Source organism: [Ruminococcus] torques ATCC 27756 (assembly GCF_000153925.1).
Lineage (GTDB): Bacteria > Bacillota > Clostridia > Lachnospirales > Lachnospiraceae > Mediterraneibacter > Mediterraneibacter torques.
The window spans coordinates 30,149-46,001 of the sequence record NZ_DS264356.1; the positions used below are offsets into that span (position 1 = coordinate 30,149).

Consider the following 15,853-nt stretch of genomic DNA (forward strand, 5'->3'; position numbering starts at 1 on the left):
TTTACGGCTGCTTTATATATAAAGTTCCATTATTGCTCTACATAAACGAAAGACCCCGAATCTTCGAGGTCTGTTCGTATATAAAACGAATTCGCTAAATTTTTATTTCAAAAGAAGAGATTTTCCCGTCATCTCTTTCGGCTGCTCCATTCCCATGAGTTCAATCAATGTAGGAGCAATATCCGCAAGACATCCTCCCTCTCTGAGCTTATAAGACGGATCTGCATTTACAAGAATAAACGGTACAGGATTTGTTGTGTGTGCCGTAAACGGCTCTCCTGTCTCTTCGTCAATCAACTGCTCTGCATTTCCGTGATCCGCGCAGATAAACATCTGACCATTCACTTCTTTCACAGCTTCAACCGCTCTTCCGACGCATTCGTCAACAGCTTCTATCGCTTTGATAGCTGCCGGCTCAACACCTGTATGTCCAACCATATCCGGATTTGCATAATTTATAATAATAACGTCATATTTATCAGACTTGATTGCATCAACAAGCTTATCGCTTACTTCATACGCACTCATCTCCGGTTTCAAATCATATGTTGCAACTTTCGGAGATTTTACAAGTATTCTGTCTTCTCCTTCATTCGGCTCTTCTACCCCGCCGTTGAAGAAAAAGGTCACATGCGCATATTTTTCCGTCTCTGCAATACGAGCCTGTTTCAGACCCTTTGCTGCAAGAAACTCGCCAAATGTGTTTGTAATCTCTTCTTTTACAAAAGCAACCAGTTTATTTTCGATCGTAACATCGTATTCTGTAAAACATACATACGTTGTTTTCACCCGTTCTCCTCGTTCAAAACCGTCGAACTGATCGTCGCAGAATGTTCTTGTGATCTCTCTCGCGCGATCCGGTCTGAAATTGAAGAAGATCATAGAATCCCCGTCTTTTACTGTCGCTGTCGGAGCGCCGTCTTTCATCACTACAAACGGTTCCACAAACTCGTCAGTTTTCTCGTTGTCATAAGATGCCTGAATTCCTTCAAGCGCCGATGCCGCTTCAACTCCTTCGCCTTTCACCAAGGCATTATATGCTTTTTCCACACGATCCCAACGGTTGTCACGATCCATCGCATAATAACGACCTGATACAGATGCCACTTCACCGACACCGATTTCCTTCATCTTAGCTTCCAGTTCTGCCACATAATCTTTTCCCGATGCCGGAGGCGTATCTCTTCCATCAAGGAAACAATGTACATAAACTTTCTCGATTCCCTGTTTTTTCGCCAGCTCAAGCAAACCGTAAATATGAGTATTGTGACTGTGAACTCCGCCGTCAGATACAAGTCCCATCATGTGAAGAGCAGAACCGTTTTTCTTTACATTTTCACATGCTGCAAGAAGCGCTTTATTCTCAAAGAAATCTCCATCCTGAATTGACTTTGTGATTTTTGTCAAGTCTTGATATACAATTCGTCCAGCTCCCATATTCAAATGTCCGACTTCTGAATTTCCCATCTGTCCTTCCGGAAGTCCGACTGCCATTCCGCTTGCATTTCCTTTTACGAATGGGCATTCTGTCATCAGCTTGTCCATTACCGGAGTTTTTCCTTCTGCTACAGCATTACCCTTATCATCGGCTCTCAAGCCATATCCATCTAATATCATCAATACGGTTGGTTTTTTACTCATATCCATATCTCCTTTAACTATACATTTGTACTTTTCATTCCGCTATTTATTGTACCTTTTTTTTCTTTGTTTTGCAAGCATGAACAGACCGGACTGACGCATTTGTGCACCTGTCCGGTCTGTTTATAAAATCGATCTCGTATTTATTTTACAAAATATTCGATAAAAATTAGTAATTTACGATTTTTCCGAAATCAGCTTTCAAAGAAGCTCCTCCTACAAGACCTCCGTCTATGTCAGCCTGTGCAAACAGCTCTGCTGCGTTTCCTGCATTCACAGAACCGCCGTACTGAATACGGATTTCCTCTGCCGTTGCATCATCATACACTTCTGCAACACACTCACGGATTGCTTTACAAACTTCCTCTGCCTGTTCCGTTGTAGCTGTCTTTCCTGTTCCGATCGCCCAAATCGGCTCATAAGCAATAACCATCGTTTTTGCCTGCTCGGATGTAACATTCTGAAGACCTACTTTCACCTGCTGACGAATGAAATCCATTGTCACACCCTGCTCTCTCTGCTCCAGAGATTCACCGCAGCACATGATTGGTGTGATACCATGCTCTAATGCTTTCAATACTTTCTTATTTACGTCTTCGTTTGTCTCACCGAAATAATCTCTTCTCTCAGAATGTCCGAGAACGACATATTTTACACCTGCATCTACAAGCATAGCCGGAGAGATTTCGCCTGTATAAGCTCCGCTCTCTTCAAAATACATATTCTCAGCACCAACCTGAATGTTTGTTCCTTTCACAGCTTCAACAACCGGTACGATATCGATTGCCGGAACACAAAATACAACGTCTACGGCGTCGTTTGCTACAAGCGGTTTCAGTTCTTCTACAAGAGCAACTGCTTCGCTCGGAGTTTTGTTCATTTTCCAGTTACCTGCGATAATTTTTCTTCTTGCCATTTCCATATTCTCCTTCTTCTAGACCACTTTCATTTATTTATCATTAGCTGCCGCTACACCCGGAAGTTCTTTTCCTTCAAGGAATTCCAGAGAAGCGCCGCCGCCTGTAGAAATATGTGTCATCTTATCGCCGAATCCAAGCTGATTTACAGCCGCTGCCGAATCACCGCCTCCGATGATCGTAACAGCCTCTGTATTTGCGAGAGCTTCTGCAACAACTTTTGTTCCTTCTGCAAATTTAGGCATCTCGAAGCATCCCATCGGTCCGTTCCAAACAACTGTTTTCGCAGATTTCACTGCCTCTGCAAAGATTTTTGCCGTCTCCGGTCCGATATCCAGACCCATCCATCCGTCCGGAATCGCATCACGTGAAACAACTTTCGTATTTGCATCGTTTGAAAATTCATCTGCTACGATCGTGTCAACCGGAAGAAGAAGTTTTACTCCTTTTTCCTCAGCTTTCTTGATCATATCAAGTGCATACTGAAGATAGTCTTCCTCAAGAAGAGATGCTCCTACACTTCCGCCCTGAGCCTTTGTAAATGTATAACTCATTCCTCCTCCGATAATCAATGTGTCTACTTTGTCAAGCAGGTTATTGATAACTGAGATTTTGCTGGAAACTTTCGCACCGCCAAGGATCGCAACAAACGGTCTTTCCGGGTTCTCTACTGCATTTCCAAGGAAGTCGATCTCTTTTTGCATAAGATATCCGACAACTGCCGTATCAACATACTCTGTAACTCCTACGTTTGAACAGTGTGCTCTGTGAGCCGTACCAAACGCATCATTTACAAATACATCACAAAGAGAAGCCAGTTCTTTGCTGAATGCCTCTCCGTTCTTTGTCTCTTCTGCTCTGTAACGTGTATTCTCAAGAAGGACTACGTCGCCGTCCTTCATCGCTTCCACTGCCGCTTTTGCATTTTCTCCTACTACTTCCGGATCGGCTGCGAATTTCACATCCTGTCCGAGAAGTTCAGCCAGTCTTACTGCCACCGGTGCAAGAGAAAGTTCCGGTTTCGGCTCACCCTTCGGCTTTCCGAGGTGAGAACAAAGGATTACTTTTCCTCCATCCGCAATCAATTTTTTAATTGTAGGAAGAGCTGCCACGATACGATTTTCATCTGTAATCTTACCGTCGATCAGCGGAACGTTAAAGTCACATCTTACAAGGACTCTCTGTCCCTTTACATTAATATCATCTACTGATTTTTTATTAAGAGCTGCCATTATCATTGCCTCCTGAATATTTTTCTGAAGATTCATAACAAAACGGAGTCCGGTCCTACAATAAGACCGGACCCCGTTGTGAGTCATTTTCATAACTGTTCGGCGCGACACTGCCTGTCCGCCAAAATAATCCATTACTTTAAAATGAATTAAGCCTCAAGCAGTTTTCCGAAGTATTTGATTGTTCTTACCATCTGGCTTGTGTAAGAGTTCTCGTTGTCATACCATGAAACAACCTGAACTTCTGTTGTTCCGTCGCCAGTCGGAAGTGCCATTGTCTGAGTAGCATCAAAGAGTGATCCGTAAGACATACCTACGATATCGCTGGATACGATCTCATCTGTATTGTATCCGTAAGACTCGTTTGCTGCTGCTTTCATAGCTGCGTTGATCTGATCAACTGTTACTTCGCCTTCTACAACTGCTGTAAGAATTGTTGTAGATCCTGTCGGAGTCGGAACACGCTGAGCAGAACCGATCAGTTTTCCGTTCAGTTCCGGAATAACAAGACCGATTGCTTTTGCTGCACCTGTGCTGTTCGGCACGATGTTGCAAGCTGCTGCACGAGATCTTCTCAGATCGCCTTTTCTCTGCGGTCCGTCAAGTGTCATCTGATCACCTGTGTAAGCGTGGATTGTGCACATGATACCGGATTTGATCGGTGCAAGATCGTTCAGTGCTTTTGCCATCGGAGCCAAGCAGTTTGTTGTACAGGAAGCTGCTGAGATGATGTTGTCATCTTTTGTAAGCTGCTCGTGGTTTACGTTATATACGATTGTCGGAAGGTCATTTCCTGCCGGAGCGGAAATAACAACTTTTTTAGCGCCTGCATCGATGTGAGCCTGTGCTTTTGCTTTAGATGTGTAGAATCCTGTACACTCCAGAACTACGTCAACGCCGATTTCTCCCCACGGAAGTTCTGCTGCGTTTGCTTTTGCGTAGATTTTAATTTCTTTTCCATCAACGATGATAGAATCCTCTCCAGCCTCAACTTTATCTGCCAGTGCATATTTGCCCTGTGTTGAGTCATATTTCAGTAAGTGAGCAAGCATTTTCGGGGATGTCAGGTCATTGATTGCTACGATCTCAAATCCCTCTGCTCCGAACATCTGTCTGAAAGCAAGACGTCCAATACGTCCAAATCCATTAATCGCTACTTTTACTGCCATGATTAATTCCTCCTAAAAGTTTGAAAAATATTTAACTGTTTCCAGTTATGCAAATGAACCCCCGCAAAGTAAACATTGTTAAGAATTCATCAACTAGCATAATTGTACTAAAACAGGAACAAAAATTCAAGTCCTAAATACATTTTTATGGAATCCGTCGAAAAACAGCCTTACGATTCTCAAATTCTGTATAATATCGAAAACCACAGGATTTCAGAAGTTCGCCCGCGATCTCAAATTCATATCCGATATGCTCTGCTTTATGAGCATCAGATCCCACGGTGATGATCTCTCCTCCCAGCTCTTTATATCGGCGAAGCACACTCGGATGCGGATGAGCAAATCCAAGACCATACTTTATTCCTGCCATGTTCAATTCCAGACCTTTTCCTGACGAGATCAATTCTCTTAATATCATGTCAATCTCATCAGAAAACTTTTCATAAGAATACGCCTCCGCCTGATGCTTTCCATATCGAACCACATAATCCAAATGACCGAGCACATCGAAACATTTTATTTTCCGAATGCATTCCAACGTTTCACAGAACATCCTCCTGTATACCTGTGCATCTCCCAGCTCTTCAAAGACCTTTCCGGTATAAGGGTCTTCCCCACAGACAAGATGCATAGAGCCGATCACAAAATCGAACGGATACTTCTCGATCAACGTCTCATATCTTGTCCCCAGATGCTTTTGAAGTCCTAATTCAATTCCGATACGCACCTGAATCCGTTCTTCATACTCTTTTTTCTTTTTTAAAAGAAACGGAAAGTAGTTTTCCGTATCCAACCGGAATGCACTTTCTCCCATTTCGTCATCCGGCGGGTAATCCGCATCCATATGATCTGTGATGCAAACCGAATAGAGCCCTCTTTCAACAGCCCGGTTCAACATACTTTCAACAGCCTCTTCACTGTCCGTTGAAAATGCGGTATGCATATGAAAATCAGATCGTATCATTGTTTCTTTTAATCGTTTAGGCATCCTCTCACACCTCTCACAAAATCGTACCGCCGCCAAGTACATACTCGCCGTCATAAAATACAATCGCCTGACCGGGTGTCACCGCGCGCTGCGGCTCCTCAAAACAGCAAGTTACTTCATCTTCTTTCGTCCGCTCGACCGTACACCACGCGCCTTTGTGATTGTACCTGATCTTCGCAAACACACGCAGCGGTTCTTTTAGATCTTCTACCGACATAAAGTTCAGCTGTTTTGCACGGACAACCGTTGTCAGAGATTCTTCATAAGTTCCGATAACGACCTCATTCGTTTCCGGACGGATTTCAAGAACAAATGCCGGATATCCAAGTGCCAGACCAAGTCCCTTTCTCTGACCGACCGTATAATGGATAATCCCTTTATGCCTCCCTATGACAGTTCCATCCGATGTAACAAAGTTTCCTTCCGAAGCTTTCTTCCCTGTATGTTCTTCTATAAAAGCAGCATAGTTTCCATCCTGTACAAAACATATATCCTGACTGTCCGGCTTGTCCGCAACGAGCAGTCCGATCTTTTCCGCAATTACCCGAACTTCTTCTTTTGTATATTCTCCTACCGGCATCAACGTTCGTTTCAACTGTTCCTGCGTCAGATTATATAATGCATAAGTCTGATCTTTTGCAGCAGTTGCCGAACGCCGCAGAGCATATCTCCCGTTTGAAAGCTGCTCAACTCTTGCATAGTGCCCTGTCGCAATAAAATCTGCTCCGATCGAGATGCTGCGCTTAAGAAGCGCTTCCCATTTCACATAACGGTTGCATGCAATACACGGATTCGGCGTCTGGCCGTTCACATAAGAATCTGCAAAATAGTCGATTACATTTTTTTGGAATTCCTCTCTGAAATTCATCACATAATAAGGAATGCCCAATGCCGCTGCAACTCTCCTCGCATCTTCAACAGCGCTTAACCCGCAGCAGCCTCCGTTTTCTTCTACTGTACAGACGTCTTCTTCCTGCCAGATCTGCATCGTAACGCCGATCACATCATAGCCTTGTTCTTTCAGCAGATATGCCGCCACAGACGAATCCACGCCTCCTGACATTCCTACAACCACTTTCTTCATTAATATTCCTCTTCTTCCTCGTCCTCATGAATATCTGTCTTTGGTTTTTCCAGCCCTTCAATCTTGATCCCGTTCTTTTCAGCATAATCCCAAAGCGCCGCATGAATTGCTTCCTCTGCCAGCAACGAACAATGTACTTTTACCGGCGGAAGACCATCAAGAGCCTCCATCACAGCTTTGTTTGTTACTTTCATTGCCTCCTGAATATTTTTCCCTTTTACAAGTTCTGTCGCCATACTGCTTGTTGCTACAGCCGCCCCACATCCAAAAGTTTTAAACTTCACATCCCGAATAATCTGGTTTTCATCAATGTCAAGATAAATTCTCATGATATCTCCACATTTTGCATTTCCCACTGTTCCGACGCCGCTGGCGTTTTCAAGTTCTCCTACGTTTCTCGGATGCTGAAAATGATCCATTACTTTTTCTGTATACATAAATAAATTCCTCCTATTCTCTGTTTCCGCTTATTCAAACGATATTTTTCTTTTGACTTAAGTCAATTTCTTTTCCCTGTTCCTTTACTTATTTTTTTGTTTTTTCAAAAAATCTTCATAAAGAGGAGACATGCTTCTTAGTCGAGCTACTATCTCTTTCAAACAGGTCGTCACATAATCCAGATCTTCTTTTGTCGTATCGTCTCCAAGCGTCAGACGCAAAGATCCGTGTGCAATTTCATGAGGAAGCCCGATTGCCAAAAGAACATGTGAAGGATCCAGCGATCCCGATGTACACGCAGATCCGCTGGAAGCGCAGATGCCTTTCATGTCGAGCATGATAAGAAGCGACTCGCCTTCTATATATTGAAAACTGAAATTCACATTATTCGGAAGACGCCTTTCTCTGTCGCCGTTTAATCTGCAGTATGGTATCTCTTTTTCAATCTTTTCGATCAAATAATCCCGAAGCTGACTTTCTTTTTCCATTCTTCTTTCCATAGACGCTGCAGCTATTTCAACTGCTTTCCCGAAACCGACGATTCCTGGAACATTTTCAGTTCCTGCACGACGTCTCCTCTCCTGTGCTCCTCCGTGGATCAACGAGCGGATTTTGACTCCTTTTCTGATGTATAAAAATCCAATTCCCTTCGGACCGTTTAATTTATGTCCGCTGGCGCTGAGCATATCTATATGACATTCATCGACATCGATCGGTATCTGACAAAACGCCTGTACGGCGTCCGTGTGAAACAAAATTCCTTTTTCATGAGCGATCGCGCCGATCTCTTTTATCGGCTCTACCGTACCGATCTCATTGTTCGCAAACATGACCGAGATCAATATCGTATCCGGTCTGATCGCCGCCTCTACCGACTTCGGATCTACAACTCCATATTCATCCACATCGAGATAAGTAACCTCATACCCTCGCTTTTGAAGATATTCACATGTATGCAAAACGGCATGATGTTCAATCTTCGTCGTAATAATATGCTTTCCTTTTGCGCCATACGCCTCTGCTGTCGCCGTCAATGCCCAGTTGTCGGCTTCCGTTCCTCCCGCCGTAAAATAAATCTCATTTTCCTTTGCTCCGATCACACCTGCGATCGTCTCTCTTTGTTTTGAAATCACTTCCTTATTTGCCGCCGCAAACGAATATATACTGGACGGATTCCCATAATGTTCTGTAAAATAAGGCAGCATTGCTTCCACAACTTCAGGTGAAGTTTTTGTCGTAGCCGCATTATCAAGATATATCAGTTTATCCATCTTTTTTCCTCCATCTCTTCATTAAATAAACTGTAATCAGTTTCTACAGTTTTTTCCGTTTTCTTTTACGAGTTGATCAAGTTTAATCTCATCTACCGTCTGGTTAATACTGTCGTTAATTTTCTTCCAAACATATTTTGTCACGCAGCTGTCCGAAACACTGCATCCTCCATTTGGTTCAAGACCCGCGCAGTCCACCGGCTCAAGACTGCCTTCCAATGCGCGAAGCACATCTCCCACAGAAATATCTTCCAGTCTTTTTACAAGCACATATCCGCCTCCGGCTCCTCTTACACTTCTTACAATCCCCGCTTTTTTCAGCATAGACATCAACTGCTCAAGATATCGTTCCGAGATATCTTGTCTTGTTGAAATACTTGTAATAGATACCGGCTGTTCACCTCCATTTTGCGCCAGATCGATCAACGCACGAAGTCCATACCTTCCTTTTGTAGATAACTTCACTTTCTCACGCTCCGTTCCTTAATAAAAATACTCTATTTCTTTATTCTTAATATTGCAGAATGGATTCCCCAGTATTTTACTAGGGATTTCTTTTGTAGCATAGCATTCATCCCCGGTTCTGTCAAGTCTCCTTATGACATATGTTTTAACAAGTATATGTCTGTTGTTACAAATCGAGGTGATTTTATGTTATTCCGTTCTGACAAATTCCGCTCCTTTTCTTCCCGCAATTTATTTCGCGGCGCCGCCGTTTTAACTGCCGCCGGATTGATCACTCGCATTATGGGATTCTTCTTTCGTATTTTTTTAAGTCATGCTTTCGGAGAAGAAAACGTCGGTTTATATCAGCTCATTTTCCCGGTCTATGCACTTTGTCTGTCAGTCAGCACATTCGGGATTCAAACCGCCGTCTCACACATGGTCGCAGAAAAAATGTCATCTGTTGTTACTTACTCTGCCGCCAGTTCATCCTCCCCGCATATTGAACGGCAAAAAGAAGCCGGAAACATTCTTGCAGTTTCTCTTGGCTTCACACTCTTTCTCTCACTTATAGAATTATATTTTCTCCAAAAAAACGCCTTTTATATAGCAACAACTTTTTTAGGAGATGCCAGGTGTGAAAATCTCCTTCTTATCGTCTCTTATGCATTACCGTTCGCCGCAATACATAGTTGTATCTGCGGATACAGTTTAGGGCTTCAGCAGACAAAAATTCCTGCCCTGTCACAGCTTATCGAACAATCTGCTCGAATTCTTTTCGTCGTCCTGCTTTTTCTCTTTGTTAAAAAAACCGGGGAAATCCCTTCTGTCAAACTTGCCGCCGCCGGCATTGCCGCAGGCGAGACGGCTGCCGCACTTTTTTCGATACAGATGCTGAATCGGCAAAAGCAGCTTTGTTATGCCGCTTCGATTTCTTCCATTTCAAAAACTTTCAGAAAACTGTCCGCTTTATCTGTTCCTCTTACAGCAAATCGAACGGCAGTTACTTTACTCCAAAGCATTGAGGCGGCCTCCATCCCGACTTTTTTAAAAATCTACGGAATGACTTCTTCGGAAGCGCTTCGCCTTTACGGAGTATTGACAGGAATGGCTCTGCCATGCATCCTTTTTCCTTCGGCGCTCACAACTTCTATCGGAACAGTGCTTATGCCTGCCGTCAGCGCTGCCCAGGCATCTGATGATAACAGACGAATCATTCGTTTATTGAAACAATCTGTAGGAAGCTGTTTCATTTTAGGCCTTGGATGCTGTCTGTTTTTTCTGATTTTCGGAAACTTTCTCGGAAGAGTTTTGTTCCATAGTTCTGCTGCCGGAAGTTTCATTTTAACACTTTCATGGATCTGCCCGTTTCTTTACACAAATACCGCCCTTACAAGCATAATTAACGGACTTGGGAAAACATTCTGCACACTTCTCGTCAACACTGCCGGTCTTCTTGTTCGTATTGCCGGAGTATTTTTTGCAATCCCCAAGTTTGGAATATACGGTTATCTGATCGGACTTTTAACCAGTCAGTTTCTTGTTTTCGGAATCGCCGTTATTATTTTATTTTTTCATCTCCGAAAAGGAGCAAAAGATCTATAGACTATGTGCGCAGCACATAGTCTATAGACAACTACACATAATTCAAGAACAACTTCACTAATACAGGATTCACATATAATTCGGTAATAATTCCTAAACTCATCATCAAACCGACAAAAATTGTTTTCTGTCTGTTCCATCTGCCATCTTCTGACTCATAACAATATTTCAGGATCATAAAATACGCAGGAATATAGAAAAGAAACTGTGGAGAAACACCTATAAGACACAAGAGACAGCCTTTCATTCCCAAGTTCGATGCCGCCAGCGAAACAAGCACCCCCACAGATATGCCTGTCCACCCAAGAAATAACCCGGCGCTTACTTTTTTCAACTTCGTAAGAGCCAACCCTGAAAGCATAAAAAACGGAACGCAGCGAATGCGAAGCAGATACCATAAATATTCTTTTTCGTCTATCTGCACACCCCTGAATTGATCCAAAAAATATTCACTGAACAGATCCGGAGCTGCCACATATTTTTTAGCAAGAAAATTGACATAAATAATTCCAATTAAAAATCCCGGCATAAACAAAGCCGCTAACTGCTTTTTCACATGAAATACCTTCATTATTCCTCCCTGTATCGCGCAGTTGCTGATCCTTTTGCCATTCTGCACTTTACTTTTTATTGATATTTCATTATATGCCGGAATTTTTTCATTATCACTTTTCACGATCCGTTTCTTACATCATTTTCAGGCTTCGTATTTTACTGCATATGCCATTAATGATGCAACTGTTTTTGCATCTTCAATCTCTCCTGTAAATATTTTTTCTTTTAATTCATCAAGAGAATATGCTTTCAGATCAATAAATTCATCCTCATCTAAATGCTGTTTGAAGGGATTAAATTTTTCGCCACATACACCTCGATCTTCTCATTGCAAAAAGCAACCGTTGTCCTCAAGGTGATCAGCCATTCCAATTCCTCACTTTTATAACCTGTTTCTTCTTCCAATTCCCGAGCAGCACATTTAAACCCCGGCTCTCCTTCCTCATCCAGAGCCCCTGCCGGTATCTCCAAAGTATATCTCTCAAGTGCATTTCGATACTGACGTACCATAAGTATCTTTCCATCTTCAGTGACCGGAACTACTGCCGCAGCTCCTTTGTGCTTGATAAAATCCCATACAACTGTATGATCCCCATTAATTTCCATTGTATCTTGATAGAAATCAATAATCGTTCCTTTAAATTTCAATTCTCTGTTCACACGTTTAATCTGTTCACTCATCGTCTTTCTCCTTCCCCGTATCCTCTCAGCAATCAACATATTTTAATAAAAGAAAGCCCTCGTCTTTCGACAAGGGCTGGTCTTTCGTCTGCTGTTATGATTCATTGCTATTTCGCATAATCTGTTGCCCGTGATTCACGGATTACATTGACTTTAATCTGTCCGGGATACTCAAGTTCAAATTCAATTTGTTTTGCAATATCCCTTGCCATAAGCACCATATCATCATCAGATACCTGCTCTGGAACTACCATAACTCGAATCTCTCTGCCCGCCTGAATGGCAAAAGATTTATCCACCCCTTTAAACTGGTTGGTAATCTCTTCTAACTGTTTCAATCTGTTGGTGTATGTTTCGATCGTCTCGCGTCTTGCACCCGGTCTTGCTGCCGAAATCGTATCGGCTGCCTGCACTACACATGCGATCAATGTCTGCGGCTCAACATCTCCGTGATGCGATTCCACCGCGTTAATTACGGTTGAGGATTCTTTATATTTCCTACAAAGATCCACACCGATTTGAATATGTGACCCTTCTACATCATGGTCGATAGATTTTCCTATATCATGCAGAAGTCCGGCACGTTTCGCCATTCTGACATCTATACCGATTTCGCCCGCAAGAAGTCCCGACAACTGAGCCACTTCAATCGAATGCTTCAACGCATTCTGTCCATAGCTTGTTCTAAACTTCATACGACCGAGAAGTCTGATCAACTCCGGATGAATTCCCGGCACGCCTACTTCTAACGCTGCCGCTTCTCCTTCTTCTCTGATCATTGTATCGACTTCTTTCTGCGCTTTTTCTACCATTTCTTCAATTCTCGCCGGATGAATACGTCCGTCTACGATCAAACGTTCAAGTGCAATTCTTGCAACTTCACGGCGGATGGGATCAAATCCCGATAAAACAACCGCTTCCGGTGTATCATCAATAATCAGTTCCACACCGGTCAATGTTTCAAGTGTTCGGATATTTCTTCCTTCACGACCGATAATACGACCTTTCATTTCATCGCTCGGAAGCTGCACAACGGAAATTGTCGTTTCCGCAACATGGTCTGCCGCACATCTCTGAATTGCATTGACAACATATTCTTTTGCTTTCTTGTCTGCTTCTTCTTTCGCCTGTGTTTCCAATTCTCTGACCATTTTTGCGGTGTCATGCTTAACATCTTCTTCAACAGTTTTCAACAGATATTCTTTTGCCTGTTCGGAGGTAAGTCCTGAGATTCGTTCTAGTTCCTGCACACGTTTCTGATTCAGCTCTTCTACCTTGGCTTCCCGCTGACGAAGCTGGTCTTCTTTCGCCGTAAGCTTCGACTCCCGATGTTCTAACACATCAGAACGCTTATCAACTGCCTCTTCTTTTGCCAGCACTCTTTTTTCATAGCGCTGCAATTCCGCTCTTCTTTCTTTTGTCTCCTTCTCAAGATCATTCTTTGTCTTGATCGATTCTTCTTTCACTTCGAGAAGAGCTTCCTTTTTCGTTGTTTCAGCAGTTTTCACAGCATCATCGATGATTTCTCTTGCTTTTGCCTCTGCATTTCCGATTTTACTTTCTGCATTTTTTTTCAAACCGGAAATTGTGAGAAATCGAGAAACCATCCCAACTATCAAAGCGAGTGCCGCAGCAAGTATAATAGCGATCACTAAATCTACTTGCACAGGAGCACCTCCTTATTAAATTTTCATTGTACATATTACTTAAATACAACAGTTAAATTTTATACTGTTTTCACAACAATGTCAAGCATCGTCATTATAATTTTGTATCACTTGACGGACTGTATCATAACGAAATCCTTTGCGCCCCAGATAGCCGTATATTTTCTGCATTTGAGCTTCTTCCGCCTTATTCGGATCAAACTTTTTTTTTCTTTAAAATTTTGCGGATTGCCTCTTCTTCTCCCATTTCTTCATAGCAGATTTCCATAGCGCGCTTTGCTATTTCCGACGAAATCCCTTTCTGCAGCAGCGCCGTGCCGATTTCTTTTTTACTCTTCACATTCTGCCTGCTCCTCACGAAGTTTTCCGCATACCGGACATCATCAAGATAACCGAATGACTTTACATATTCAATCGCCGCCTCTGTCACGTCAGACGGATACAGACCCTGACGAAGTTTTTCGCGAAGGGCAGACTCTGTTCGGTCCATATCCTCGAGAAGATGCATCGCCCTAAGCTTCGCCCTCTTCAAAAGCACTTCCGTTCGGATCTTTTCTTCTGTTTCCGGCGGGATTTCTTCCCCGATCCGAATTCCGAAACGGGAAACCTCTCCTTTATAAAGTACAAACTTAAATGTCTCATCTATATAAATTTTAAACTTCGTTTTTGTACATGGCTCTATTTTAGTGACTATCATTATTTTTCATCACCTTTTAATGCAAGATCGTCACTTTTCCCTTTTTGTTCTTTTTCCTTTTTCACTTCTTTCTCATCTTTTTCCGAAGAATCTGTCCCAAGTTGATAATGTTCTCTTACTTTCTTTTCCAACTCTTCCATTATTTCCGGATGAGCAGACAGATATGTCTTTGCATTTTCCCGGCCCTGTCCGATCTTATCGCCTTCATATGCATACCATGCTCCACTCTTTTTAACAAGATCTAACTTAGTAGCCAGATCAAGGATATCTCCTTCTTTTGAAATTCCTTTTCCGAACATAATGTCAAATTCCGCCTCCTTAAACGGCGGAGCTATCTTATTTTTCACAATCTTAATACGGGTATGGTTTCCGACCATCTCTCCGCTTTGTTTCAGAGTCTCTGTTTTTCTGACATCCATTCGGACAGACGCATAAAACTTAAGCGCCCTTCCTCCGGTTGTCGTCTCCGGATTTCCGAACATGACCCCGACTTTTTCTCTCAGCTGATTGATAAAAATCACAATACAGTTCGACTTACTGATAACCGGAGTCAGTTTCCTAAGTGCCTGTGACATCAATCGCGCTTGAAGTCCCACATGACTGTCTCCCATATCTCCTTCAATCTCCTGTCTCGGCACAAGAGCCGCAACAGAGTCTACAACGATAATGTCGATTGCGCCGGAACGTGCCATCGTCTCTGCAATCTCCAAAGCCTGATCACCGCTGTCCGGTTGGGAAATATATAGTTCGTCAATATCCACTCCTATATTCTTTGCATAGACCGGATCCAACGCATGTTCCGCATCAATAAATCCCGCAATACCGCCGCGTTTCTGCACTTCCGCAATCATATGAAGCGCAACCGTTGTCTTACCGCTGGACTCAGGTCCGTAAACTTCAATCACGCGTCCTTTCGGAACTCCGCCCAATCCAAGCGCAATATCAAGACTCAAACAGCCTGTAGGAACTGTCTCTACCGCAACATGAGCTCCTGATTCTCCGAGTTTCATCACCGCGCCCTTTCCAAAATCCTTCTCAAGTTTTGCTATCGCCGCATCCAGCGCTTTTTTCTTTTCATCATTTCCCGCCATAATAAAATATCTCCTTCTGTATAACGATTTTTAGTATCGAACAGTTGTTCGCTTCTGCTATTATAGTATTATACCCTCTTTAAATTGTCAACACTATTTTTGCGAATAATATATCCGAATATTTTTCAGCACGGTATAACCCCAAAATGCCGATCAGCCTTCATACAATAAATTTTCATTTAGGATATCATATTTCTATGCCTCCCACAATCCCATGACAGTTATCATTGCGCAGCTTCCACAGCCAGAACAACCGTACATAAAACAATTACCGGAAGTTCCAAAAGCACATTCCGGTATTATAAACATTCGCCAAGATCTCGGTCACACCCCGACTTTGACCCGTCGCTTATACAAAAATTCAGCTATGCAC

At 42.8% G+C, this 15,853-nt stretch carries 15 protein-coding genes and 1 pseudogene; 1 reads left to right on the plus strand and 15 read right to left on the minus strand.

Annotation, left to right across the window (positions count from 1 at the left end; all coding sequences use genetic code 11):
* Positions 1-102 precede the first annotated feature (102 nt).
* The 9 genes from gpmI to RUMTOR_RS06625 form a co-directional block, all read right to left on the minus strand.
* A complete protein-coding gene (gpmI, locus tag RUMTOR_RS06585) occupies positions 103-1,641 on the minus strand; it encodes a 2,3-bisphosphoglycerate-independent phosphoglycerate mutase (RefSeq protein WP_022003231.1) in 1,539 nt (512 codons plus the stop codon).
* A 169-nt stretch (positions 1,642-1,810) separates the two neighbouring features.
* Positions 1,811-2,557, minus strand: a complete 747-nt coding sequence (gene tpiA, locus RUMTOR_RS06590; RefSeq protein ID WP_022003232.1) for a triose-phosphate isomerase — start codon at positions 2,555-2,557, stop codon at positions 1,811-1,813.
* Positions 2,558-2,590: 33 nt separating this feature from the next.
* A complete protein-coding gene (locus RUMTOR_RS06595) occupies positions 2,591-3,790 on the minus strand; it encodes a phosphoglycerate kinase (protein WP_009242573.1) in 1,200 nt (399 codons plus the stop codon).
* Between the two features lie 149 nt (positions 3,791-3,939).
* Positions 3,940-4,959, minus strand: a complete 1,020-nt coding sequence (gap, locus tag RUMTOR_RS06600; protein WP_004846406.1) for a type I glyceraldehyde-3-phosphate dehydrogenase — start codon at positions 4,957-4,959, stop codon at positions 3,940-3,942.
* 145 nt (positions 4,960-5,104) lie between these two features.
* Positions 5,105-5,947, minus strand: coding sequence for a histidinol-phosphatase HisJ family protein (locus RUMTOR_RS06605; RefSeq protein ID WP_004846407.1), 843 nt, complete (start codon positions 5,945-5,947; stop codon positions 5,105-5,107).
* A 13-nt stretch (positions 5,948-5,960) separates the two neighbouring features.
* Positions 5,961-7,031 carry a tRNA 2-thiouridine(34) synthase MnmA gene (gene mnmA / locus RUMTOR_RS06610; RefSeq protein WP_004846408.1) on the minus strand — a complete coding sequence of 357 codons (1,071 nt, stop codon included), beginning with the start codon at positions 7,029-7,031 and terminating at the stop codon, positions 5,961-5,963.
* On the minus strand, positions 7,031-7,468 hold the full coding sequence (nifU, locus tag RUMTOR_RS06615; protein ID WP_004846409.1) for a Fe-S cluster assembly scaffold protein NifU: 438 nt from the start codon (positions 7,466-7,468) through the stop codon (positions 7,031-7,033). Before nifU ends, mnmA begins: the two co-directional genes overlap by 1 nt.
* Positions 7,469-7,552: 84 nt before the next feature.
* Entirely contained in the window at positions 7,553-8,740 is a 1,188-nt protein-coding gene (gene nifS / locus RUMTOR_RS06620) for a cysteine desulfurase NifS (protein ID WP_004846410.1), read from the minus strand.
* A 36-nt stretch (positions 8,741-8,776) separates the two neighbouring features.
* Positions 8,777-9,205, minus strand: coding sequence for an RrF2 family transcriptional regulator (locus tag RUMTOR_RS06625; protein ID WP_009242570.1), 429 nt, complete (start codon positions 9,203-9,205; stop codon positions 8,777-8,779).
* A 186-nt stretch (positions 9,206-9,391) separates the two neighbouring features.
* Here RUMTOR_RS06625 and RUMTOR_RS06630 point away from each other — a divergent pair, with 186 nt between their 5' ends.
* The gene (locus RUMTOR_RS06630) at positions 9,392-10,789 is read left to right on the plus strand and encodes a polysaccharide biosynthesis protein (RefSeq protein ID WP_009242569.1); all 1,398 of its coding nucleotides are present in this window, start codon (positions 9,392-9,394) and stop codon (positions 10,787-10,789) included.
* A 31-nt stretch (positions 10,790-10,820) separates the two neighbouring features.
* Here RUMTOR_RS06630 and RUMTOR_RS06635 read toward each other — a convergent pair whose 3' ends face one another.
* From RUMTOR_RS06635 to recA, 6 genes and pseudogenes are all read right to left on the minus strand, one after another.
* Positions 10,821-11,360 (minus strand): stage II sporulation protein M, encoded by a 540-nt coding sequence (locus RUMTOR_RS06635; RefSeq protein ID WP_004846413.1) that lies wholly within the window; start codon positions 11,358-11,360, stop codon positions 10,821-10,823.
* 126 nt (positions 11,361-11,486) lie between these two features.
* Positions 11,487-12,025, minus strand: a pseudogene (locus RUMTOR_RS06640) (NUDIX hydrolase).
* A gap of 107 nt (positions 12,026-12,132) precedes the next feature.
* Positions 12,133-13,677, minus strand: a complete 1,545-nt coding sequence (rny, locus tag RUMTOR_RS06645) for a ribonuclease Y (RefSeq protein ID WP_009321175.1) — start codon at positions 13,675-13,677, stop codon at positions 12,133-12,135.
* A 96-nt stretch (positions 13,678-13,773) separates the two neighbouring features.
* Positions 13,774-13,863: a hypothetical protein gene (locus RUMTOR_RS13990; RefSeq protein ID WP_416983979.1), complete on the minus strand. Its 90-nt coding sequence runs from the start codon at positions 13,861-13,863 to the stop codon at positions 13,774-13,776.
* 25 nt (positions 13,864-13,888) lie between these two features.
* On the minus strand, positions 13,889-14,389 hold the full coding sequence (locus tag RUMTOR_RS06650) for a regulatory protein RecX (protein WP_004846416.1): 501 nt from the start codon (positions 14,387-14,389) through the stop codon (positions 13,889-13,891).
* The gene (gene recA, locus RUMTOR_RS06655; protein WP_004846417.1) at positions 14,389-15,480 is read right to left on the minus strand and encodes a recombinase RecA; all 1,092 of its coding nucleotides are present in this window, start codon (positions 15,478-15,480) and stop codon (positions 14,389-14,391) included. The genes RUMTOR_RS06650 and recA overlap by 1 nt, the downstream gene beginning before the upstream one ends.
* Positions 15,481-15,853 lie beyond the last annotated feature (373 nt).

What these genes read in the sequence shown, in the direction of transcription:
- gpmI (WP_022003231.1), bottom strand. Translation starts at nt 1,641, where the DNA reads ATGAGTAAAAAACCAACCGTATTGATGATATTAGATGGATATGGCTTG.
- tpiA (WP_022003232.1), bottom strand. Translation starts at nt 2,557, where the DNA reads ATGGCAAGAAGAAAAATTATCGCAGGTAACTGGAAAATGAACAAAACT.
- RUMTOR_RS06595 (WP_009242573.1), bottom strand. Translation starts at nt 3,790, where the DNA reads ATGGCAGCTCTTAATAAAAAATCAGTAGATGATATTAATGTAAAGGGA.
- gap (WP_004846406.1), bottom strand. Translation starts at nt 4,959, where the DNA reads ATGGCAGTAAAAGTAGCGATTAATGGATTTGGACGTATTGGACGTCTT.
- RUMTOR_RS06605 (WP_004846407.1), bottom strand. Translation starts at nt 5,947, where the DNA reads ATGCCTAAACGATTAAAAGAAACAATGATACGATCTGATTTTCATATG.
- mnmA (WP_004846408.1), bottom strand. Translation starts at nt 7,031, where the DNA reads ATGAAGAAAGTGGTTGTAGGAATGTCAGGAGGCGTGGATTCGTCTGTG.
- nifU (WP_004846409.1), bottom strand. Translation starts at nt 7,468, where the DNA reads ATGTATACAGAAAAAGTAATGGATCATTTTCAGCATCCGAGAAACGTA.
- nifS (WP_004846410.1), bottom strand. Translation starts at nt 8,740, where the DNA reads ATGGATAAACTGATATATCTTGATAATGCGGCTACGACAAAAACTTCA.
- RUMTOR_RS06630 (WP_009242569.1), top strand. Translation starts at nt 9,392, where the DNA reads ATGTTATTCCGTTCTGACAAATTCCGCTCCTTTTCTTCCCGCAATTTA.
- RUMTOR_RS06635 (WP_004846413.1), bottom strand. Translation starts at nt 11,360, where the DNA reads ATGAAGGTATTTCATGTGAAAAAGCAGTTAGCGGCTTTGTTTATGCCG.
- RUMTOR_RS13990 (WP_416983979.1), bottom strand. Translation starts at nt 13,863, where the DNA reads ATGCAGAAAATATACGGCTATCTGGGGCGCAAAGGATTTCGTTATGAT.
- RUMTOR_RS06650 (WP_004846416.1), bottom strand. Translation starts at nt 14,389, where the DNA reads ATGATAGTCACTAAAATAGAGCCATGTACAAAAACGAAGTTTAAAATT.
- recA (WP_004846417.1), bottom strand. Translation starts at nt 15,480, where the DNA reads ATGGCGGGAAATGATGAAAAGAAAAAAGCGCTGGATGCGGCGATAGCA.